Source organism: Flavobacterium sp. B114r (assembly GCF_056824125.1).
Map to the genome: position 1 here is coordinate 1989894 of NZ_CP124858.1, position 22061 is coordinate 2011954.

The 22061-nt window shown below is 33.8% G+C and carries 16 protein-coding genes and 2 pseudogenes; 11 read left to right on the forward strand and 7 right to left on the reverse strand.

Annotated features, from left to right (window positions below; genetic code table 11):
• Positions 1-59: 59 nt before the first annotated feature.
• Positions 60-278: pseudogene (locus QLQ94_RS08685) on the forward strand (ATP-dependent Clp protease ATP-binding subunit ClpX); the annotation flags it as partial.
• Between the two features lie 311 nt (positions 279-589).
• Entirely contained in the window at positions 590-1255 is a 666-nt protein-coding gene (locus QLQ94_RS08690) for a murein L,D-transpeptidase catalytic domain-containing protein (RefSeq protein WP_271336758.1), read from the forward strand.
• Between the two features lie 164 nt (positions 1256-1419).
• Here the strand turns inward: QLQ94_RS08690 and QLQ94_RS08695 are convergent, their stop codons facing one another.
• The gene (locus tag QLQ94_RS08695) at positions 1420-2385 is read right to left on the reverse strand and encodes a GlxA family transcriptional regulator (RefSeq protein WP_271336757.1); all 966 of its coding nucleotides are present in this window, start codon (positions 2383-2385) and stop codon (positions 1420-1422) included.
• Between the two features lie 143 nt (positions 2386-2528).
• Between QLQ94_RS08695 and QLQ94_RS08700 the strand changes: the two genes are divergently transcribed.
• From QLQ94_RS08700 to serB, 6 genes and pseudogenes are all read left to right on the forward strand, one after another.
• On the forward strand, positions 2529-2939 hold the full coding sequence (locus QLQ94_RS08700; RefSeq protein ID WP_271336756.1) for a VOC family protein: 411 nt from the start codon (positions 2529-2531) through the stop codon (positions 2937-2939).
• Between the two features lie 11 nt (positions 2940-2950).
• Positions 2951-3355 (forward strand): SRPBCC domain-containing protein, encoded by a 405-nt coding sequence (locus QLQ94_RS08705; protein ID WP_271336755.1) that lies wholly within the window; start codon positions 2951-2953, stop codon positions 3353-3355.
• Positions 3356-3397: 42 nt separating this feature from the next.
• Positions 3398-3802 (forward strand): annotated as a pseudogene (locus tag QLQ94_RS08710) (SRPBCC family protein).
• 175 nt (positions 3803-3977) lie between these two features.
• A complete protein-coding gene (locus QLQ94_RS08715) occupies positions 3978-4385 on the forward strand; it encodes a VOC family protein (protein ID WP_271336753.1) in 408 nt (135 codons plus the stop codon).
• Between the two features lie 57 nt (positions 4386-4442).
• On the forward strand, positions 4443-4889 hold the full coding sequence (locus tag QLQ94_RS08720; protein ID WP_271336752.1) for a VOC family protein: 447 nt from the start codon (positions 4443-4445) through the stop codon (positions 4887-4889).
• 276 nt (positions 4890-5165) lie between these two features.
• Positions 5166-6395: a phosphoserine phosphatase SerB gene (serB, locus tag QLQ94_RS08725; RefSeq protein ID WP_271336751.1), complete on the forward strand. Its 1230-nt coding sequence runs from the start codon at positions 5166-5168 to the stop codon at positions 6393-6395.
• Between the two features lie 680 nt (positions 6396-7075).
• On the opposite strand, the gene QLQ94_RS08730 is transcribed toward serB, so the two are convergent.
• The gene (locus QLQ94_RS08730) at positions 7076-8584 is read right to left on the reverse strand and encodes a GH3 auxin-responsive promoter family protein (protein ID WP_271336750.1); all 1509 of its coding nucleotides are present in this window, start codon (positions 8582-8584) and stop codon (positions 7076-7078) included.
• A 247-nt stretch (positions 8585-8831) separates the two neighbouring features.
• Between QLQ94_RS08730 and QLQ94_RS08735 the strand changes: the two genes are divergently transcribed.
• Complete coding sequence (locus tag QLQ94_RS08735) at positions 8832-9626, forward strand: DUF2797 domain-containing protein (protein ID WP_271336749.1); 795 nt, start codon at positions 8832-8834, stop codon at positions 9624-9626.
• Positions 9627-9883: 257 nt separating this feature from the next.
• On the forward strand, positions 9884-10963 hold the full coding sequence (locus QLQ94_RS08740) for a glycosyltransferase family 9 protein (RefSeq protein ID WP_271336748.1): 1080 nt from the start codon (positions 9884-9886) through the stop codon (positions 10961-10963).
• Between the two features lie 75 nt (positions 10964-11038).
• Here QLQ94_RS08740 and QLQ94_RS08745 read toward each other — a convergent pair whose 3' ends face one another.
• From QLQ94_RS08745 to sppA, 4 genes are all read right to left on the reverse strand, one after another.
• Positions 11039-12673, reverse strand: coding sequence for an IS1182 family transposase (locus tag QLQ94_RS08745; protein ID WP_072959494.1), 1635 nt, complete (start codon positions 12671-12673; stop codon positions 11039-11041).
• A gap of 106 nt (positions 12674-12779) precedes the next feature.
• Positions 12780-15407, reverse strand: coding sequence for an AsmA family protein (locus QLQ94_RS08750; RefSeq protein WP_271338245.1), 2628 nt, complete (start codon positions 15405-15407; stop codon positions 12780-12782).
• A 174-nt stretch (positions 15408-15581) separates the two neighbouring features.
• Entirely contained in the window at positions 15582-16529 is a 948-nt protein-coding gene (locus tag QLQ94_RS08755; RefSeq protein WP_271338244.1) for an alpha/beta hydrolase, read from the reverse strand.
• A 13-nt stretch (positions 16530-16542) separates the two neighbouring features.
• The gene (gene sppA, locus QLQ94_RS08760; protein ID WP_271338243.1) at positions 16543-18300 is read right to left on the reverse strand and encodes a signal peptide peptidase SppA; all 1758 of its coding nucleotides are present in this window, start codon (positions 18298-18300) and stop codon (positions 16543-16545) included.
• 270 nt (positions 18301-18570) lie between these two features.
• Here sppA and folK point away from each other — a divergent pair, with 270 nt between their 5' ends.
• Positions 18571-19704: a 2-amino-4-hydroxy-6-hydroxymethyldihydropteridine diphosphokinase gene (gene folK, locus QLQ94_RS08765; protein ID WP_271338242.1), complete on the forward strand. Its 1134-nt coding sequence runs from the start codon at positions 18571-18573 to the stop codon at positions 19702-19704.
• Between the two features lie 91 nt (positions 19705-19795).
• Here the strand turns inward: folK and QLQ94_RS08770 are convergent, their stop codons facing one another.
• A complete protein-coding gene (locus QLQ94_RS08770) occupies positions 19796-21982 on the reverse strand; it encodes a T9SS type B sorting domain-containing protein (RefSeq protein ID WP_482499527.1) in 2187 nt (728 codons plus the stop codon).
• Between the last annotated feature and the right edge of the window lie 79 nt (positions 21983-22061).

Below are 22061 nucleotides of genomic sequence, written 5' to 3' on the forward strand. Positions count from 1 at the left end.
AATTCTATGTGTCTGCTATACAAAAAAAAGATAGCTGAAAACTGTTTTGATAATCAAGTAAATTCACCATTACGTATGAAGTCCTTGACTTTATTGTAGATAAAGCTTTAGAATACAAATTAGGAGCTCGTGGATTACGTTCTTTATGCGAAGCTATCCTAACAGATGCTATGTACGAATTACCAAGTTCAGACGATAAAGTTTTGACAATCGATCAGGATTATGCAAAACATACTTTGAATAAAAATTTATTGAAGCGCATGGAAATTGCTTCTTAAATCTTGAAAGGACTTTATCAAAGTTCAAACTTTGTCGAATTTTATAAAAAAGGCCTGTTCATTTATTGAGGGCACTGAAAAAGTCCTTTAAAGTTAAAAAGGTAATTTTATAAGTAAAATAGAGGCTCTGAGAATCGTCTGTACGAAAGTGTTCTCCGTCACCTATCCGAGGATATCAAAGAAAAAGAAGCTGTTTTCATATTTGAAAACAGCCTCTTTTGATAAACGGTTACTTTTTCAGTGCCCTCCATTTATTTGAGCAGGTTTTTTTATGCCATTTTCATTTCTATATTTTTATGTAAATTGTCAGCATGAAAAAAATAATACCAGTAATAAGTTTGGCACTATTACTATCGTGTAATAAAAAGAAAGATGTTCAGGAGGTAAATGTTTTTAACGTAGAAAAAACGGCAGAAAAAATAGCCAGGGAAAAACCTCGCAGTGAGATTAAAGATATTGATTACAGCATATATTATAATGAAGCACAACTCTATTGTAAACGCAACAACCTAAATCAGGATAAATTTTTCCTGATTGATTTAGGAATGCATTCCGGATTAAAAAGATTTTTTGTTTATGACTTTAATGAGAATAAAATTCTCAAATCGTATATAGTCAGTCATGGTTGTGGCGATAATAAATGGGGCGCAACAATGTCGAAAGAGAATGCGTCAATAAGTAATGAATTTGATTCTCATTGTTCTTCGATAGGTAAATTTGTTGTTTTGGACCGTGGCGTAAGTCAGTGGGGGATAAAAGTAAATTATGTTTTGCAGGGAAAAGAAAAAACAAACTCAAAGGCCAGAAGCCGTGCAATAGTATTGCATTCCTGGGAAGCCATTTCAAATGATGAAGTCTATCCTAAAGGAACTCCGGAAGGTTGGGGCTGTCCTGCAGTTTCTAATGAAAGTATGAAAGAAATTGATAAGCTTTTGCAGGAAAATAAAAAAGTTTTAATGTGGATTATTAAGTCTTAAACGTAGTTTCAGCTTTTCTACCTGAACTTTTTATGAAAATGAAATTTCTCGTATAGCCCTGATCGAAACGGCATCCTTTTGCTGTGTGGTTCACAGCAAAAGATATAGTGGAGAGCAGGACAACTGGTGTTTTGAAAATGATTTTTTTCTGCTCCTCAAAAAAATTATTGTACCCTGAATTTTTCTCTATATTCAATAGGTTTCATTCCCACCATTTTAAAAAATACTTTTCTAAATGCTTTTGGATCATTGTACCCCGTTTTCTCAATGATCTCAGAAATTGAAAGTTGGGTTTGTTCCAGGTATTTTTTAGAACTTTCAACCCTAATATTCTGCAAATATTCAATTGGTGGAATTCCCGTTACTTGTTTAAATCTTCGTGTCATATTTCTGGCACTCGTTGGGATATCTTTTGTGATTTCTTCCAGTTTTTCGATCGTACTATATTGATTTTCTATTTTTTGCTGTAACATGGCAACCAGCGTATCATTATGCAAATGATTGGGTCTGAATGTGCTGAAATAACTCTGTTTGTATCGGTTTAAATCTATTGAGAAAATTTTGGCAATCTGAACAGCAATCTCGTTTCCGCAATATTTCTGAACCAGTAAAATCAATAAATGAAATGTTGAGGTAGAGCCACCGCTGGTATATAAACTACCGTCAGCCGTTAAAGTTTCTTCAGGTTTTAATTTGACTAACGGGAATGCTTTTGTAAAAGCACTACAGGCATCTACATGTGTTGTGGCTAATTTTTCGTTTAATAATCCTGAAGCAGCAAACAAAAACGCACCGGTACAAAAGCTTGCTAATTCGGCACCGGATTGGTGCTGTTTTTTTAACCACGGAATGAAAAGCCTGTTTTTAGCAATCATTTCATTCATATTATCAGTGGTAAAAGCAGGGATTAAAATTAAGTCCAGCATTTCATCTGAAGTTTCAATCGAATTTACTTCATATCCAAACAAAAGCTTTTCATTAATTTGTTCCGAAGATTGAAATAACATAATTTCAAAAGATTTTTTGTCACCTTTAGAAAGCTTATTGGCAGTTTCGAAAACTTCTAAAATTGCTGCGATACTCAATAATTTATAGTCGTGAGGTACAATTAAACCTACTTTCTTACTCATGATTTTGTGGTTTTTGCAAAGTTACGTTGTACACAAAAGTAATTATTTTGTCTTAAATGACCCTAAAGATGACTTCTAATGTATCATTAAGCTTGCTGTAATATTTTAAATTTGCTTTAAATAATTTGTAAATTTATATAAAAATGGAAACAAAAATTTTCTTGAATCTTGCTGTAAAAGATTTAAATAAGTCAATTGCATTCTTCACTCAACTGGGTTTCTCATTCAATCCAAAATTCACAAATGAAAAAGGAACCTGTTTGGTTATTGGTAAAAATATAAATGCAATGCTTTTAACCGAAGAGTTTTATCAAACTTTTACCAATAAACAAATTTGTAACACAGCTACAACAAGTGAAGTTATTATCTCAGTTTCACTCGAAGCACGTGACAAAGTCGATGAAATGATGGAGAAAGTCATTAAAGCCGGCGGATCAGAATATATGAAAACACAAGATTATGGCTGGATGTATCATCGTACTTTTCTGGATTTAGACGGACACCATTGGGAAGTTTTCTATATGAATGAAAGTGAGATCCCGGAAATGAGTTAATTATATAGAATATGATAACGGTACAAAATACTATAAATGCATCGATAGATGAAGTCTGGAAATACTGGACGTTGCCAGAACATATTCAAAACTGGAATATTGCTATAGACGATTGGTATACATCATATGTAGAAAGTGACTTGAAAGTAGGAGGGAAATTCAAATACAAAATGAATAAAAAAGACACAAGTCTAAGTTTTGATTTTGAAGGGATATATACTAAAGTTGAGAACTTATCTTTAATAGAATATAAACTATTCGACAACAGAACAGGAAAAGTGAATTTTGAAATAAATGAAAATAAAGTAAAAATTACAGAAACTTTTGAGCCAACAAAAGAAGATCCCGAAAGTATGCAGAAAGAGTGGTGTCAGACAGTTATTGATAATTTTAAAAAATATGTTGAAAGCGTCTAATAGCAGCAGAAAAATTAATTTGAAGAAATAAAAATAAATACAATGATAACAGTACAAAGCACGATTAATGCATCAATAGATAAAGTTTGGGAATTTTGGACATTGCCGGAACATATTACAAAATGGAGTTTTGCATCTCCGGAATGGCACACACCTTATGCTGAAAATGATTTAAGATAAGGCGGAAAATTCAAATCGACTATGGCTGCAAAAGATAGCAGTATGAGTTTTGATTTTGGAGGAGAATACACCTTAATAGAAAAAAACAAAACAATTGAATATGTATTAGAAGATGGGAGAAAAGTAAAAATTGATTTTGCAGCAACCCCAAATGGAGTAGAAGTCACCCAAAGATTTGATCCTGAAACACAAAACCCGGAAGAAATGCAACGCGGAGGATGGCAGGCAATCATGAATAATTTTAAAAGTTATGTTGAGCAGAATTAGTTTTTCTTAAGGTTCAAAAAGACAAAGAAGCAAAGGTTTTTAGTTCTTTTAAAAAAATAGAAATTACTTAAAAAACTTTGCGACTTCGGGTCTTTGCGAGCAAAATAAATTAGCCCAACTTAAATTATCTTACATCACTTATAGGGTTTAAAAAAATAATCTAAAAGCAACAAATATGACAAAACAAATTTGGCTGAATTTGCCGGTAAAAGAGGTGGCAAAATCAAAAGCTTTTTTTTCGAAAATAGGATTCTCTTTTAATGAAGAACACGACACGCCAAGTTCGACTTGCATGGTCGTTGGTGAAGGAAAATTTGTGGTGATGCTTTTTGAAGAATCGTTATTTGCCGGTTTTTCGCAAAACAAATTAACAGATACACAATCAAGTTCAGAAGTTTTGATTTCGATTGATGCCGAAAGTATTTCAGAAGTGGATGAATTGGCAAAGAAAGTACAAGAAGCGGGCGGAACTGTCTTTGCGCCTCCGGCCGATAGTCAGGGTTGGATGTACGGTTGCGGTTTTGCAGATTTAGACGGTCATCGCTGGAATGTTTTATTTATGGATCATGAAGAAAGAGAATAGAGAAAAGAATAAAGAGAATAGAGAAAAGAATATAACAAAACAATAAAGAAAAATATCATGGCAACATCAGTAAACCCTTATTTAATTTTTAACGGAAATTGCGAAGAAGCATTTCTGTTTTACAAATCAGTTTTTGGAGGTGAATTTCCGTATATCGGAAAATTTAAAGACATGCCCGCAGACGAAAGCGGAAGCTGTCCGGAAGTCTCAGATAAAGATGCAAACAGAATAATGCATGTTTCACTACCCATTGGAAATACCATTTTAATGGGAAGTGATAGTAATCAACAATCCGGAGATGTCATTCTTGGAGGTAACTTTTCAGTATCTATCAATGTCGAAAGTACAGATGAAGCAGATAGGATTTTCAATGGACTTTCGGCAAACGGAACAATTTATATGCCAATGAATAAAACATTCTGGGGAGCATATTTCGGAATGTTCAAAGATAAATTCGGCGTAAGCTGGATGGTAAATTTTGATGAATCAGAACCTATGAAATAATCTTATAAATAATTTTTTGCAGCGAATTCACGAATTACAATGATTTAATTCGCGAAGAAAAAATAGTATCAATATTAATTTAGTTCCTCTTTTTATGAATTATTTCTAATTCGAGACAACTAAAAAGTTACGTTATTTTAATAGCAGAACATAATTGTTAAATTATTTCAAAAAGCACATTCTTATGTGCTTTTTCTTTTCAAAAAAACAAACAATATCCTTTTTTATCAAAATTAGATTGCCGATTTTTGTCGCTTCTTAAAATCAATAGATAAAATGGCAATAGAAGGTAAAGAGATTATTTTATTAAAAGTCTCAGGACATGATAAAATAGGAGTGACAGCAGGTTTAACAGCCGTTTTGGCAACTTATGATGCCAATATTCTGGATATTGGTCAGGCTGATATTCATGACACACTTTCTCTGGGAATTTTGTTCGAGATCGAAGCCGGTTCAAGTTCAGGGCCAGTTTTAAAAGACTTATTGTTCAAAGCTTATGAATTGGGCGTTAAGGTTAAATTTATTCCTATTTCTGTAGAAGACTACGAAACATGGGTAAAATCACAATCAAAACAACGTTACATCATCAATATTTTAGGCGAAAAACTGGCAGCTTCACAATTGGCAGCCGTAACTAAAATAATGTCAGATCAAAACCTGAATATCGATTCTATTATAAGACTAACAGGAAGAACATCTATTGTAGAAAAAGAAGAATATCCGCGTTCTTGCATACAATTGTCCGTGACGGGTGAGATTGTAAACAAGATCATCATGACAGCAAGTTTCATGGAGATTTCAAGAACCCTGAATGTTGATATTTCGTTCCAGGAAGATAATATTTACAGACGAAACCGTCGTTTGGTGTGTTTTGATATGGATTCTACTTTAATCCAGACTGAAGTTATCGACGAACTGGCAGAACTAAACGGAGTAGGAGCACAAGTTCGTGCCATTACAGAATCTGCCATGAATGGCGAAATAGATTTCAACGAAAGTTTCAAACAGCGTATGGCTTTGTTAGAAGGTTTAAGCGAAGATGTTTTGCAAAATGTTGCCATCAATTTGCCAATTACAAAAGGAGCACATCGTTTGATGAAAGCCTTAAAATATTACGGATACAAAACCGCAATTCTTTCCGGAGGATTCACCTATTTTGGAGAATATCTGCAAAAAGAATTGGGTATCGATTATGTTCATGCCAATCAGTTAGAAATAAAAGACGGTAAGTTAACCGGTAAATATTTAGGCGAAATCGTAGACGGTCAAAAGAAAGCCGAATACCTAAAAGCCATCGCCGAAAAAGAAGGAATTCACATCAACCAAACTATTGCAGTTGGTGACGGAGCAAACGATCTGCCAATGCTAAATTTAGCCGGATTAGGAATCGCTTTTCACGCAAAACCAAAAGTAAAAGAAAGTGCCTCAACCTCAATTTCAAGTTTAGGACTTGACGGAGTTTTATATTTATTAGGATATCACGACAGATATATTGATATGATGTAACGTGTCTCATAAACATACAGTTTGTCATTCTGAGGAACGAAGAATCTTCGCAAGTAACTCGACAATCAAAATAAATTAGACCTTAGTTTTTCAATAAAGCTAAGGTTTTTTTATGGGCATGTCCCGCCGAAAAAGGCGGGTCGGGCTATCTGTTTTAATCTTTTGTGCCTCCCGAAGCCTCGGGACCGGCACAAAAGGATTTCCACTTCTATCCCTCATGCGGTTTAGTGGGATTGAAGTATTAATTAAACTTTAATTTTTATAAGTGGTTTTATTCTGAATTAATAGAAATATTGATATGATGTAGAAAACAGAATTTAGAGTTTTTTGTCATTTCGACGGAGGAGAAATGACATATTGTGCTTAAATTTTACGTCTTAACGCCTTTGCGAGATTGATTTATTTTCTAAAGTACTTAGCTTAATGACATCGCGCTCGCGCCAACGTGAAGTTTTGTTTTGAATAGTCTAATGCTTTAGCTGGAGGGAAATTAATATAAATGAATTAGGCTTTAGCCAAATTATTGGGTACAAAAGAGTTTGGCTAAAGCCAATGGTAGGTGTGTTTTGTATCACTAGCTGAAGCTAGTGGCTATTCAAAGCAACATTATACATTCGCGAGCTTGCGCCGGCAATATATAATTCGTGAAAATTTGTGAAATTCGTGGCAACATAAAAGATTTACATCTCCTTCAACTGCTCCAAATAATCCCTTTGATTCGAGAGTCTCGGGATTTTATGCTGTCCTCCTAATTTATCACGTTCCTTTAGCCAGTCATAAAATAAGTTTTCACGAGCGACATTAATCACCAGAGGATTCAATGTCATATTGTTCTGGCGTTTTGCTTCGTAATCAGAGTTTAAAGTCTGCAACGTTTCATCCAGAACTTTCTGGAAAAGACCAACATCAGCAGGTTTTTTCTTGAATTCGATCATCCATTCGTGAGCGCCTTTTTCTTTGTCCTGCATAAAAATAGGAGCAACCGTATAATCGATAACTTCTGTTTGGGTAAGCTGACAAGCTTTAGCAATCGCCTGATCCGTATTTTCGACCATTAATTCTTCCCCAAAAACATTAATATGATGTTTTGTTCTTCCGGTAACTCGAATTCTATAAGGATTTAAAGATGTAAAACGAACCGTGTCACCAATCAAATAACGCCACAATCCTGAATTAGTCGTAATAACAATCGCGTAGTTTTTATCCAATTCAACATCGGCCAGACGAATCACTTTTTGATTAGGAGTTCCGAAAGTATCCATTGAAATAAATTCATAGAATATTCCGTAATCCAGCATCAACAACAAATCACTCGAATTATTCAGATCCTGAATGGCAAAGAAACCTTCTGATGCATTGTATATTTCGTAATATTTAAAATCCTTGCTAGGTAATATTTTTTTGTATTGTTCTTTATAAGGAGAAAAACTCACGCCTCCATGAAAGTAAACTTCCAGATTGGGCCAGAGTTCCAATAAACTTTGCTTCCCTGTATTTTCTAAAACCTTATTCATTAAAACCAACATCCAGGACGGAACCCCTGCAAAGCTGGTTACATTTTCGTTTTTTGTTTCGTTTATAATGGCAGCGATTTTAGCTTCCCATTCGCTCATTAACGAAGTTTTATTGCTTGGTGTACTGCTAAATTCAGCCCAAATAGGCATATTCTCAATTAAAATAGCAGATAAATCTCCAAAAAAAGTATTGTTGTTTTCGTAAATCTGAGAGCTTCCGCCCAGGCGAAGACTTTTTCCTAAAAACAATTCAGAATCTTCATTGTTATTCAAGTACAAACAAAGCAAATCTTTACTTCCTTTATAGTGGCAATCTTCCAGCGCCTCAGTACTTACCGGAATAAATTTACTTTTGGCATTTGTAGTTCCGCTAGATTTGGCAAACCATTTTATAGGAGTTTCCCAAAAAACGCCTTGTTCTCCCTGACGCGTACGCTCGATCAAAGGCTGTAATTCCTCATAAGTCGCAATAGGAACTCTTTCAGCAAAAGTTGCATACGATGTTATCGATTCAAAACCATATTGTCGTCCTATAACCGTATTCTCAGACGCCGTCAATAAATTATGCAATAGTTCTTCCTGGACTTCATTGGGATATTTTAGAAAAAGTTCTATTTGATGTATCCTTTGTTTCAGGACCCAAGAGGCAAACGAGTTGATTATTGATAACGGCATGGGTAAATTTTAGATTTTAGATTGCTTATTTTAGATTTTAGATTTACGATTAAAGCGAAAATCAAAAAATATAAAATTTGAATATCGATCGACAAATACTAACTTTGCCGTTGTATCAAAAATAGTGTTTTTTTGTAAAAAAAACCATTCTATTTTTACTAAAGATTCTTAATACTATTGAATTCTAAAATTAGAATTCGCAACCCATGTAAGAATCTGTAATCTAAAATCAGCAATCTAAAATATAATGACATACCAAGGCGTACTTACAAAAATGCAAACTGAAATAGGAAACCCAATTCAATATTATTTGGTTTTCGAAGATAGTTTTCTCAACATGAACCAACTTTTGAACAAAGAGATTGAGATTAATTTTGCAGGATATGAATGTTTAAATTGTCATAAGAAGAAAAAGATATTCCGCCAGGGATTTTGTTATGATTGTTTCTATTCAAGTCCCGCTGTTGGTGACTGGATTATGAGACCTGAATTGAGTACAGCTCATTTAGGAATTGCTGATCGTGATCTTGAATATGAGCAAAAGGTACAATTGCAGCCTCATGTTGTATATCTGGCTTTGGCTAGTGAAGTAAAGGTAGGTGTAACACGTAAAACTCAGGTTCCAACACGTTGGATCGATCAGGGAGCAACACAAGCCATTGCAATTGTAGAGGTTCCTAATCGATATTTGGCGGGAATTACTGAGGTGGCTCTAAAAGATCATTATACAGATAAAACCAATTGGAGAAAGATGCTCCAAAATACAAGCGGCAGTTTTGACTTACTTGCTGAAAAAGTAAAAGTAGAAAGTTTAATTCCGGATGAAGCCAAGGAATATTTCTACTCGCAAAAAAATGACTTATATGAGCTGCATTATCCGGTGTTAAATTATCCGGCAAAAGTGGCAAGTTTAAACTTGGATAAGACTCCGTCTTTTCAGGGAAAATTAACAGGAATCAAAGGTCAGTACTTAATTTTTGAAGACGGAACTGTTTTTAATGTTCGAAGTTCAGAAGGATATGTTGTTACAATTAACGTCTAGGTTTATGGGGCAGTCGTCTATTGTTATTGCCTAACTGTCTAATATTCTTTTGTTTATGATATAGTTTTTGTATTTTTAAATCTCATTTAAGTAGTTGAAGATGTGAATGTTGATACATTTGATTACAATTTTGTAATAATTGCTTATTGAAAGAATTTAATTTTAAAAAATAAAAGAAGCTAGTTTTGAGCTAGTTCAATTTTTTAATTTTTTTAAAATTTAAAGGAAGATTTAATAATCTTAAATTATTTATCAGGATGGGTATCTTAAAAAAAATAAATGTTTTCAGGCGTAGCTTAATGCGCAATCTTACTAAGAATATTGGAAAAGCAAGTTCACAAGAAGATATCATTTTAGTTGATAAAACCGATATTAAAAGAATTTTGATTTGCAGGCCAAACGGAAGATTAGGAAACTTATTATTGATTACACCACTCGTTCAGGAAGTCACAGAAATATTTCCAAATTGTAAAGTCGATTTGTTTGTTAAGGGAACATTAGCTCCAATTATTTTCGAGAACTATGATAATATTGATAAAATAATCGACCTGCCCAAAAAGCCATTCAAAAATTTATTGAAATATCTTAATGTATGGATTTCAATAAAAAGACAAAAATATGATATTGCGATCAACGTAGATCAAAACTCTTCTTCAGGACGTTTAGCAGTTCAATTCTCTAATGCTAAATATAAATTTTACGGAGACTCTGCTGAGGAATCTCAAAATGTAAAAAATGATTACGACCATATCGCGAAATACCCCGTTTACAACTTCCGATATTATTTAACCAAACTCCGATTTCCAAAAAGTAATAAAATAGTAGCTCCGCTCGATCTTAAATTATCGTCGGCTGAAATTATTAATGGCAAGAATATTATAAATAGTATCGTACACAATACTAAGAGAACAATTTGCATATTTACGTATGCAACCGGAGAAAAATGTTTGTCAGAAGAGTGGTGGGAGAATTTTTATGCACAACTCAAAGATGAATATCAAAATTATAATATCATTGAAATATTGCCTGTAGAAAATGTTTCGCAAATTGGCTTTAAAGCCCCTACATTTTATAGTAAAGACATTCGTGAAATTGGAGCTATAATCGCCAGTGCCGATTTATTTATAGGAGCTGATAGTGGTATCATGCATTTGGCAAGTTCAGTTCAGACCCCAACAATAGGATTATTTTCGGTATCAAACATCAAAAAATATGAACCTTATGATAATTCCAGTATCGCAATAGATGTTAATTTGTCTACTAAGAAAGAGTATTTTAAAATTATAAATTCAATTTTAAACAACGGAAAATTAAGTATCTATTCTGATGCTATGTAATTATACCCATATAAAGTAAAAGAAAGAAGAGGTTGTCTGAAAAGACGACCTCTTTCTTTTATTATACTAGTAAATTTACAGAGTGTTTCTTGAAAAATGTAAATTTGGGCTAAAATGGTCTTCTATAAACTTTTCTAAAGCTTCTACGAGATCAAAAATGAGGTTAAAATTGCCCAAACGGATTTTAGCGATCCATTTAGAAAAGTTGTGAGCAATAGCAATCAGGCCAAATTCAGTATTTACTTTGGCTGTTTTGGTAAGTGTAAATCTTTTAAATCCTTTGTTTTGCTTGATGTTACCAAAAACCGGCTCTGGTTCAATACATCTTTTACTATAAATTTCCCTGCCCAATTCACTTTCTAAATTCTCTCTTGCCTTGAATTTCAGTCTTTGAAGATTGTGATTAATTTCTATCCGTCTGTTCCCCTTAGCTTTAAAGCATTGCCCCCGCAGAGGACATCCTGCGCAATTTAAAGCCTCATATACCGAATGATACTGTTCAAAACCAGTTGTAGTTTTTGATTTCTTAGTAAAGATACGAGGCATTTGCTGCCCCATTGGACAAACCAAAAAGTCTTGCTCATTATTATGAAACAGGTTTTGTGCGTGGAATAAATTGTTTTTATGCTTACGGGTCTCTTCGATACGGTACATGTTGTAGGGAACAAAAAAATCAATTTCTTTGTCTTCAAGGAGTTGATAATTTTCCTCACTTCCATAGCCCGCATCGGCTATAACTTTTGCAGATTGTTTGCCGTAGTTGCTTTTGAATCCTTCTAAGTGAGTCTTTAATGTGGTAAAATCAGTAGAAGTCTGGTGGGTGGAGTAATGTGTAATAATTTGATTTTCTGTAGAAATCTGAATATTATAACCCGCTTTTAATTGTCCGTTGCCCATATGATCTTCTTTCATGCGCATAAAAGTAGCATCGGTATCGGTTTTCGAATAACTGTTTCTATCCCCCAGAATTTCGAGATGTTTCTCATATTCTTTAAGTTTTACAAGCTGTTCTTTCTCGAGTTTTTGAAGTGATTTGTTCTGCTGTTTACTCAGCTTCTGCTTTTTTTCACTTTGGTTGATCTCGTGTATTTTTTCTTCTAATTTCTTACTGTCTACCTTGGTATCAGTTTGGTTATCAGTATGCATAATGTCTGACTCGATAGCCTGACCAATATCTGCCAGAACAGCATCGATTTTTCCCTGAAGCCTGTCTTTATGTTTTTCAACTGCTTTCTTCCACACAAAGCTGTATTTATGTGCGTTGGCTTCTATTTTAGTACCATCAATAAATTGTCTCTCCAGGCTAATGAGCTCTAAATCTACCATCATCAGAACGACCTGGCTGAAAAGTTTTTCGATATTCCCTTTTAATTTTTTTCCTCTAAAGTCATTGATAGTTCTAAAATCCGGCTGAAGTCCTCCCGAGAGCCACATAAAATATATATTCTCCTTCACGGCTCTAGCCAGCTTTCGGCTGGAATAGGTATTATTGAGATATCCGTAAAACAATATTTTCAATAACATCTTAGGATGGTAGCTGGATCTTCCACCGCCTTTAAACTGTGATATAATCTCGGAAATTTCCAACTGTTCAACAACACTGTCTATTAATCGGGCAGAATGATTCTCTGGGATCAGATCATTTAAATTCAATGGAAAAAGATCTTGCTGGTGAACCGAATGAGGCTTAAAAACTGGCTGCATAATCATTGATTTTAGTACTTAAATATAAGAAAAATCAATGTGTAAAACAAAAAAAAACTGCCCGAAATTACTTTTCGGACAGCCTCTTCTTTTTTTTTATTCTGGTTCAGTTCTAGTTTTTCTTCTTGAACAAGCCATTTATTAAGTCACTTGCTTTTTTGGTAACTTCCTGTGTTTTCTGTTCTTTTTCAGTTTCAGCTGCTTTTGTGGTATCTTTTGCTTTTGTATTCTTATTGATCAGATCATTAAGAGCCGAAGTACCTTTTTGCGTAAGCTTGTCTTTTTGCTGATTTACTAATTGAGTTGTCAAAGCAGTTACGGCAGTTTTCATATCTGTAGAAACTTTCGGATTAGAAAAGTTACCCGTAATCATTGCGTTTATCGGAATGTTTTGCAGTTTTGCAGCATCGGCCGGAGACATTTTTGCAATAAAAGCATTAGCTTCAGTTCCTAAATATTTGGCAGGAACATCTAATTTTAAGTTGTAATTCATTGTTTGATCAAAACCATGAGTTCCGCCCACAGTAATTTTAATGTCCTGATATTTAATATCAAATGGTTTTACATTTACTTTTCCGTTTTCAAAAGTCAACGCAGCTTTAATATCATTCAGATTCACCTTGTTCATATCAATAAACTTAATGTTTGAAGTTAAGGCATTTAAAACAGTTGAATTTTTAGTATTCACAGTTGTAGAAAGCAATTGCCCGATCAAATCCCCTGAGATAGATTTTAAATCCGGAGTCAATTCGTTAGCATCAAGATTTCCGTTTAATTTTATAGTAGAATTTAATTTTCCATTGATGATTCCGGCAATTGGCGCAATTTTTTTCATCATGTCCAATTGCGTAAAAGTTTGCGCAATATCAACTTGATTAAAACCTAAATTCATGTCAAAAGTAGGAACCTTTGTTTTGGTAGAAACCGTTCCTGTTAAACCAATTGTTCCTCCAAAAATAGATGTTTTAAAGTTTTCTAAGGTTGCTTTTTCATCCTTCACAATCAATCTGCCTGAAACATCTTTCAGTTTCAAATTGTCATATAAAACCGTAGTTGCTTTTGCATTTATGGTACAATTTAAAAATGCTGGAATCTTCATTGCTTCAGCAGGTTTTGCTGATGTTGCTTTTGTTTCTCCTTCTTTCTCAGTTGCAGTTCCGGTTTTAGCAGGTTCACCTGCAGTCATAAAATCATCTACCGCCAACTGGTTTGAACTCATATTAAAGTTTCCTCTCAGTTCTTGTTTTTTAAACATAAAACCATAGAAATTCTCTAAAACGCCATTAATGCTCAGGTCACTTTTTCCGGTTGTAGCATCAAACTTTTTCAGGTTAATCGTACTCGGATTAAATTCTACCAAAGCCGTACTAATATTCATTGATTTATTATTCTCATCAGTATATTTAAATCCTGATAAACTCATCGTTCCGGCATTTTTAATGTTTTGATATTGGCTTTTTTCTACAGATGCCATATCGAATTGTGTCGTTACATCAGCTTTCAAAATTCCAGCTAAAGGTTTATCCATTTTAATTGGATATGCTTTTGAAAGATTAGCCAAATTTATAGTTCCTTTTAAAGCCGCATCAACAAAAGGATTTACAGTTATGTTTTTAATGTTTGCTTTAGCATTAAAAACGTCCTGATCAATTCTAAAAGACAGTTTGTCTAAATTAACATAAGTATCATTTAGAATCCCTGTTTCATTGATGATTTTTGTATCGATTACAATATTCTGAACTGATTTTGGTAAGTTAGGATATTGAAAAGAAGCGTTGTTGGATGCAATTGCAATATTAAATTTAGGAACCGTAGTATCTGTCAGTTGTCCTTTTGCAAAACCGGCAACAGTAAAATCGCCAGTTGTTTTTACACCATCTAATCCTGAAGCATATGCCGAAGGAATTAATCCTAAGAAGTTTGTAAACGATGAAGTTGGCGTTTTGAATTTCAAATCATAAATCTGACCTGCATCAACCATCTGAATAAAACCATCAAATTCTAAAGGCAATTGGTTAATTAAAGCCTTGTTTTCTTTAAATGTATATTTACTTTGTTCTAAATCAATTCCTAAAACAGCATCTAAAGTCAGTTTTACATTTTTCATGTAATTGATTTTATCCATGTCCAAAGAAACTTTAGCAGTAGACTTTGTAGTCAAATCTAATTTTGAATTTGTAAAATCCCCAGTTCCTTCGTGGTTTAAGCTATCAATAACCATTTTTATTTTAGAACGCTGATCAATATATCTAAAAGTGAAATTCTCGATTTTATAGCTCTGGATTTTTAAAGAAAGAGGTTTACTTGCATCATCTTTTTTTGTCTCTTTCTTGTCTTTTATAGCAATATCAAAATTCCCAACACCGTCTTGATTAAAAATGATATTAATCAAACCGTTAGTAGAACTTATCCCCTGAATGCTCAAAGGTTCATCTTTTCCTTTAAAAAGTTCTTTAATGCTCATTTTCAAATTCAATTCGCCCAGCGAAACCAACGTATCGCCTTCAAAAGGAGCTTTGTTGATGATTACCAGTTTATTGATTCCAACAGTTGCGTTAGGAAAGTTCTTGAACAAACTTAAATCAGCATCTGCAAAACTTACTTTGGCATCAACACTTTCGTTAATCGCATCAGCAATTTTAGCTTTTATTTGATCTTTAAAGAAATACGGAATGGCAAATAATGCGGCAACAATCACCACGAGAACAATGGCAGTAATTTTTAAAATTTTCTTTAACATATAAATAGTTTTGAGTGTTTGAAATTGCTAATTGACCCGTGCAAAAATAGTTTTTTTTGACTGAGTTCGTTAATAAAGTTTTTGTAAAATATAAGAATATACTTTAATCTGTTAAAAATAAAAATCCGTCTGAATATAGATTCAAACGGATTTTTAATGATTTTATGATTTTGATTATTTTTTAATAAAAGAAACAATCTTATTGGTCATGATTTCTGAGATAGGCAAAGTCTCATTATTATAGCTTTCTATATTGGCCTGATTGTCACCTGTGATTGTTTTCATGACATGATTCATATTTTCAACAATCAAAAGTTCAGCATTTTTATTGGCTTGCGATAAAAGCTCTGCATCCTTAACAGTTACTTGCAAATCCTTGTTTCCTTGCAGAATTAAAACAGGAATAGTTAAGCTTTTTATTTCTGCTTGCGGATTGTATTTAAACCACGAGATTAAATACGGTTGAATGCTTGGTCTGAAAAGAGAGTTAAGCATTGGGTTAACTTTTTGTGCATAGTGACCGCTTTTTAAACTGTCAATAATCGGGAAAGTCATTTCCTCTATTTGTTTATTAGATTTAGAAGCAATTTGCGCTTTAATCAATTTATCAGCAGATTCTCCAGGGCCGGCAATAGAAATAAATTTGTTTGCTTTTACTCCGGCAATCATTCCTATTAATGAACCTTCGCTATGTCCAATTACAATTACCTCAGAGAAACGTTTGTCCTGTTTTAATAAATTAATCCAGCTTTTGGCATCTTGAGTATAATTTTCGAATACCAGCGTTTGTTCAGAAGCAGCAGAAGCTTTGCTTTCGCCAATTCCCCTTTTGTCATATCGCAAAGATGCAATTCCGTTTTTTGCCAGAGCTTCAGCCAACATTTTCAACGAATTGTTTTTCATCATCGGACTATTTCCATTTCGATCTGTTGGTCCTGATCCTGAAATTATTAATGCCACCGGATATTTTGTTTTTAAATCCGGGGTAGTTAACGTACCAAAAATCTGATCGATATTAATTTTTAAGATCAAAGGAGATTCTTTAAACGTGATTTCATTTTTATTCTGAGCATTTACAAAACTCAAAAACAAAAAGGCAACAAGAGCAAATATCTTTTTCATTTCTAGAATAAAATTATTTAATGTTTAATCCAAAAGGAAGTATCGCCTGAACTCCTTTTTGTTTTTGAAGTCTTTTTACCTGCTCAATAAGCATATAATTCTCCTCGCCAATTTCTTCTTTTATAAAAGCTTCTTTCGATTGTGTAAAAGGCAATCCGGAAAGGATATCGTTAAAAGTTTTTTCGTATTCAGGATAATTTTGTGTACTGTATGATTTTACTTTAGCAATCTTAGCTGCTTCCGCAATAGCATCATTTAATCCGCCAATTTTATCTACCAAACCAATCTTCAAAGCTTCAGTTCCTGACCAAACCCTTCCTTGTGCAATAGCATCAACCTGAGCAAAAGTCATTTTTCTACCTTCTGCGACATGCGTTACAAAAGTGTTGTAAATATGTTCAACTCCTTCTAGAGTAAAAGCTTTAAATTTTTCATCAACAGGAACAAACGGACTGTAATTTGCTGAGTTTTCGTGTGTTTTTACCTGCTCAGTATTAATTCCTAATTTATTTGCCAAAGGACTAAAGTTAGGCAAGATTCCAAAAACACCAATAGAACCCGTAATTGTATTGCTTTCTGCAAAAATTTTGTTCGCATTACAAGCAATATAATAACCACCTGATGCAGCATAATTACCCATAGAAACTACAACGGGTTTTACTTTTTTGGTAATTTCGATTTCCCTCCAGATCAGGTCCGAAGTTAAAGCGTTTCCGCCCGGACTGTCGATTCTAAGAACAATCGCTTTTACATCTTCATTTTTACGGGCTTCCTGCAGCGAACGACGCATAGAACCTTCGCCAATTACGGTAACATCACCTTCGCCGCTTTGTATTTCGCCCTGAGCGTAAATAATAGCAATTTGATCTGTTGCTGAATTGGTTAAAGCTGTCGTAATATTATTTTGGGTATAATCTGAAATTGAAATTTTGTTATAATCATCATCTCCAGTTACCTTTAATGCTTTTTTGATGGCATTGTGGTAAACATCTTCATAAGCAATAATATCTACTAAATGTTGTGCTTTTGCCATTTCAGGAGTTCTTGCCAATAAACCGTTTGCAATTTCATTTAATTTATCAAGAGGAATATTTCTGCTTTTAGAAATGTCAGTAGAAACCGTTGTCCAGATAGAATTTAAAAGAGCCGTTACCTGCTCCCTGTTGGCATCACTCATTTTGTTTTCTAAAAATGGTTCAACCGCACTTTTGTATTTCCCGTGACGGATCACTTCCATATGAATACCGGATTTATCCTGAAAATCTTTAAAGAACATTACTTCAGACGAAAGTCCTTTAAAATCCAGATCACCTGCCGGATTGATATAAACTGTATTAGCAACAGAGTTTAAATAATACTCTTTTTGAGAATAAGTATTGGCGTAAGCCCAAACAAATTTCCCTGATTTCTTGAAACTTTCAAGTGCATTTCTTAAATCTTTATATTGAGCCAATCCTAAAGAAGATTCATCGTTTAGAATTGAAATTCCTTTAATATTATCATCCGTTTTTGCAGCTTCGATCGCATTGATCACATCTGTTAAGCCAATACCTTTTTTGTCTGAAAAAACAGTTACCCAGGGATCTTTGTATTTTCCCGCATAATCATTTTGAATTTGTTTTAAATTTAATTCTATAACAGAATCACTTTTGACTGAAACAGTACTGTCTCCTCCAAAAATAGCTCCGATAAGAATTATTCCAAAAAAGAAGAACATAATAAATACAAAAATACCAACAACTGTGGCAATTACATTTCCTAAAAACTTCATAAGTGTATTTTTTTTAATAAGTAGCTAAAAAGGCTGATTTGTTACAAATGTACTCTAAAAACAAATTATTTCTGATATACAATTAAGTGAAATACTTGTGGTTTTTACATTTTTAAACTTCTAATTAAAGATAGGTTATTTTTGTAAGATGTTTCAAGTTTTTTTAAGAAGATAAAGAAAATAAAAAAGCCAAAACAGTTCGAAACTTCTGATTCTTGAATCAAATAATGTGAGTAATTCTAAAATAGTTTTAGTTAATTTGCATTAATTATGAAGTCACAGCATCAAGTCGTTTTATCAATAGGGAGTAATCAGGGAAACAGGTTAGCAAACATCGAAAGTTGTATCGATTTGATACATCAGGAAGTAGGGACCGTAATCAGGGTTTCAAAACTGTACGAAACTCCTGCATGGGGGTTCGAAAGCGATGCTTTTTATAATTGCGCATTAGTTTTGCATACTACTTCATCTGCGCAAAAAATACTGAACCAGGTTTTAAAAGTCGAAAAACATTTAGGACGAATCAGGTCAAATCAGTCAGGATACCAATCCCGAATTATTGACATTGATTTGATTGTTTTTGATGATGAAATTATTGATTCAGAAAAACTAAAAATTCCACATCCTTTAATGCAAAACAGAAATTTTGTTTTGTTGCCAATGCAGGATTTAAAATTAGATTGGAAACATCCTGTTTTTCAGAAATCTATTTCAGAGTTAATTGCCATTTCGCCAGATGACAGTATTTGTACTGTAGTTCAGGATTTAAAGAATCCATTGCGCGAAATTGCATTGGAAAACTTTAATTATATTGCTTTTGAAGGGAATATCGGAGCAGGTAAAACAACTTTAGTACAAAAAATTGCCGAAGATTTTAATGCAAAAACAGTCTTGGAGCGTTTTGCAGATAATCCTTTTTTACCCAAATTTTACAAAGATCAAAACCGATATGCTTTTCCGTTAGAAATGTCTTTCCTTGCAGATCGTTATCAGCAATTATCAGATGATCTGGCGCAGTTTGATCTTTTTAAAGATTTCATTGTAGCGGATTACCATATTTTTAAATCGTTGATTTTTGCTAAGATTACTTTAGCAGAAGATGAATATCGTTTGTATCGAAACTTGTTCGATATTATCTACAAAGAAATGCCAAAACCTGATCTGTACGTTTATCTGTATCAGAATTCAGAGCGTTTACTTCAAAATATTAAAAAACGAGGACGCACATACGAACAGAATATTGAGGCAGAATATTTAGATAAAATCAATACTGGTTATCTCGATTATATTAAATCCCAAACAGATTTGAATGTTCTGATTATAGATGTTTCGGATCGGGATTTTGTCAAAAAACACGAAGATTATCTTTTTATATTAAATGAAATCCAGAAGAAGATTGGTTAATGAGATAATTAGAAAATGTGCGAATTAGATAATTGTTTGTACTCTATTTTTAATTATCAAATTCTCTAATTGGCACATTCTCTAATTTATTTCACCTTTTCAAAGAAAAATGTCCTCTTAAAACAGGTTTGGTGTCATCAATCTTCAAGGCATACCAATAATCAGAAGCCGGCAAAGGTATTCTGTTTAAAGTTCCGTCCCAATTCATTTCAGAAGAGTTAAGCTGTGCGATTAATTTTCCGTAGCGATCGAAAATAGTAACTTGTGCCTGCGGATAATTTTCCATTCCGGTTACCTCCCATAAATCATTATAAGAATCATTGTTTGGAGTGAAAAATGCAGGAAATACAAGAACGACAAAGTTCTGTATGGTTTGTCCGCAACCACTTTTTTCTCTTACATAAGCGGTTTGCAAGCCACCTGGTACATCAAAAAAAGTATTAGAATTCTGAAAATTTGTACCGTCTACAGAATATTCAAAATAGTCAGCTTCTTTTTTAAGATAAATCACAGCCGTAGTCCCGTTTACATCAATTCTGTCTATTTGAGGAACCTGATGTTCATTAACGATGATTGTTTTTCGGCTCGTACAATTTTCAGGAGCAGGACTTGTAACGTCTACAGTATAAGTTCCGCCGGCAGTAACTTCAATAGTTTGAGTTGTTGCACCAGTATTCCATAAGTAAGACATTCCGGTAATTCCCGCATCGAGAGTAACTTTTTGAAATTGGCACAAAGGCAAAGTTTCATTCGTTACAACAGGTGGTGTGTATAATATGATGTTTACAGGCGTGCGATCTGTGTTGATACAAGTGCTGTAGGAAGCTTGAGCATAATAAGTGGTGTTGGCTGAAATAGTTGGTGTAAGAAAACGATTTCCCATAAAAACACTCGTTCCGCCAATAGAAGATGTAAACCAATTAATAACACCAATGTTAGAATTAGCTTCAATAGTTACGGTTCCCGGGCCACAATTATAAACAGTCGAAGAAATGGCTATTGGTGTTGCAGGTGTTGGGTTTACAGTAGCGATAACCGCTTTTCGGTTCGATTCGCAACCAGCATCAACATAATAGGTAGTTGTTGTATTTAAGACAGGAGACGTATAAGAATTTCCTGTTGCCAATAAATTTCCTCCAATTGCTGCGTCGTACCAATTAATTGTTGCTCCCGTTGTTGCAGTAGCATTCAGTGTAAAACTTCCTGAATCGCAAACTGAATTTGGAGTAGTTGTTGTGACAGTTGGAATTGTGATTTTAGTACTTGCTGCAATTTCCAGAGGCAATTCGCCCGGCATTCCGCCATATTCTACAACATAACCTTTAGGTTGGTAATTGCCACTTGAATCCCCAGTATTTGCTAGATCATTCCATGATCCTCTTATTCCAACACCAGGCTGTGTAATGTGTGCGTAGTTTTCATTTCCGCCTTGATTATTAGGTTCTCCGGCATTCCAGAAAGCATAATTGGGTGTTGTGCCATTTGCGCCCCCATTCCAGAATACTGTTCCGGCTTCAGGTCCTGTAACCCATTTCCAGACCCCTTCAGTTTCGGCATCGCTCCCGCCAATCCATCCTGTTCCTGATGCCTGTTCGCCAATTAATTTGGCTTCATCAGCTGATAAAATAGTGGCGAGATAACCTTTTAATCCATAATAAGTGCTTGTTTCTGCGGCAGCTTTTGCAGCATTCCAGGTAATGCCAATACTTGGAATATATAAATAATAATGTTGTGTAGAGGGTAAATAATTAGCCTGACCAATTGTTATCGAAAAAGTTTTAGTTCCTGATGCTGCAGCTGAAGTATTAGAGAACACAACATCTTTAATCGCAGCTTCCAGGTCAGAATATAAAACAGTGCCTCCTATTGAATTTGACAATGTTAATTTTCCTGCAGTACCGTCCCAGCTTGTTATGATCGAAGGATGTGATGCTGGGTTTGAAAGTACTAACCGATCCAAACCGTTAGAATAACCTGAAGAAATCTGAATATACCCTGCTACTGTTCCTGATTCTAGCGGATCGTGGGTAATTGTAATATTAGTTACAATATTTATGGTGTTTTGCGGGCAATAGAATTGATCTCCACTTGCTTTAATTACAGGTGGAGTAATAGCAAAATTAATTTTTGTATTGTTGTTTTTGTTTGATTTGAGAGTGTCTTTTGCGGTCGTAATTAAATTTTTATCTCTAGTGCTAATTTTCTCATTTGCATAAGATTGACTGAAGATTAAAATAAAAAATAATGTGGTTGTTTTTAAAAAATTGATATTTTTCATTTTATAAAAGTATCAATTTTATAATCACAAAAAAATATATTTTAATTTCTAACATTTAAAGCTAAAATCTACTGTAAAA

Coding starts and splice junctions, on each gene's coding strand:
- QLQ94_RS08770 (WP_482499527.1), bottom strand. CDS start 21,982: ATGAAAAATATCAATTTTTTAAAAACAACCACATTATTTTTTATTTTA.
- QLQ94_RS08695 (WP_271336757.1), bottom strand. CDS start 2,385: ATGAGTAAGAAAGTAGGTTTAATTGTACCTCACGACTATAAATTATTG.
- QLQ94_RS08730 (WP_271336750.1), bottom strand. CDS start 8,584: ATGCCGTTATCAATAATCAACTCGTTTGCCTCTTGGGTCCTGAAACAA.
- QLQ94_RS08720 (WP_271336752.1), top strand. CDS start 4,443: ATGGCAACATCAGTAAACCCTTATTTAATTTTTAACGGAAATTGCGAA.
- QLQ94_RS08705 (WP_271336755.1), top strand. CDS start 2,951: ATGATAACGGTACAAAATACTATAAATGCATCGATAGATGAAGTCTGG.
- QLQ94_RS08735 (WP_271336749.1), top strand. CDS start 8,832: ATGACATACCAAGGCGTACTTACAAAAATGCAAACTGAAATAGGAAAC.
- QLQ94_RS08745 (WP_072959494.1), bottom strand. CDS start 12,673: ATGATTATGCAGCCAGTTTTTAAGCCTCATTCGGTTCACCAGCAAGAT.
- QLQ94_RS08700 (WP_271336756.1), top strand. CDS start 2,529: ATGGAAACAAAAATTTTCTTGAATCTTGCTGTAAAAGATTTAAATAAG.
- QLQ94_RS08755 (WP_271338244.1), bottom strand. CDS start 16,529: ATGAAAAAGATATTTGCTCTTGTTGCCTTTTTGTTTTTGAGTTTTGTA.
- QLQ94_RS08740 (WP_271336748.1), top strand. CDS start 9,884: ATGGGTATCTTAAAAAAAATAAATGTTTTCAGGCGTAGCTTAATGCGC.
- folK (WP_271338242.1), top strand. CDS start 18,571: ATGAAGTCACAGCATCAAGTCGTTTTATCAATAGGGAGTAATCAGGGA.
- QLQ94_RS08750 (WP_271338245.1), bottom strand. CDS start 15,407: ATGTTAAAGAAAATTTTAAAAATTACTGCCATTGTTCTCGTGGTGATT.
- sppA (WP_271338243.1), bottom strand. CDS start 18,300: ATGAAGTTTTTAGGAAATGTAATTGCCACAGTTGTTGGTATTTTTGTA.
- QLQ94_RS08690 (WP_271336758.1), top strand. CDS start 590: ATGAAAAAAATAATACCAGTAATAAGTTTGGCACTATTACTATCGTGT.
- QLQ94_RS08715 (WP_271336753.1), top strand. CDS start 3,978: ATGACAAAACAAATTTGGCTGAATTTGCCGGTAAAAGAGGTGGCAAAA.
- serB (WP_271336751.1), top strand. CDS start 5,166: ATGGCAATAGAAGGTAAAGAGATTATTTTATTAAAAGTCTCAGGACAT.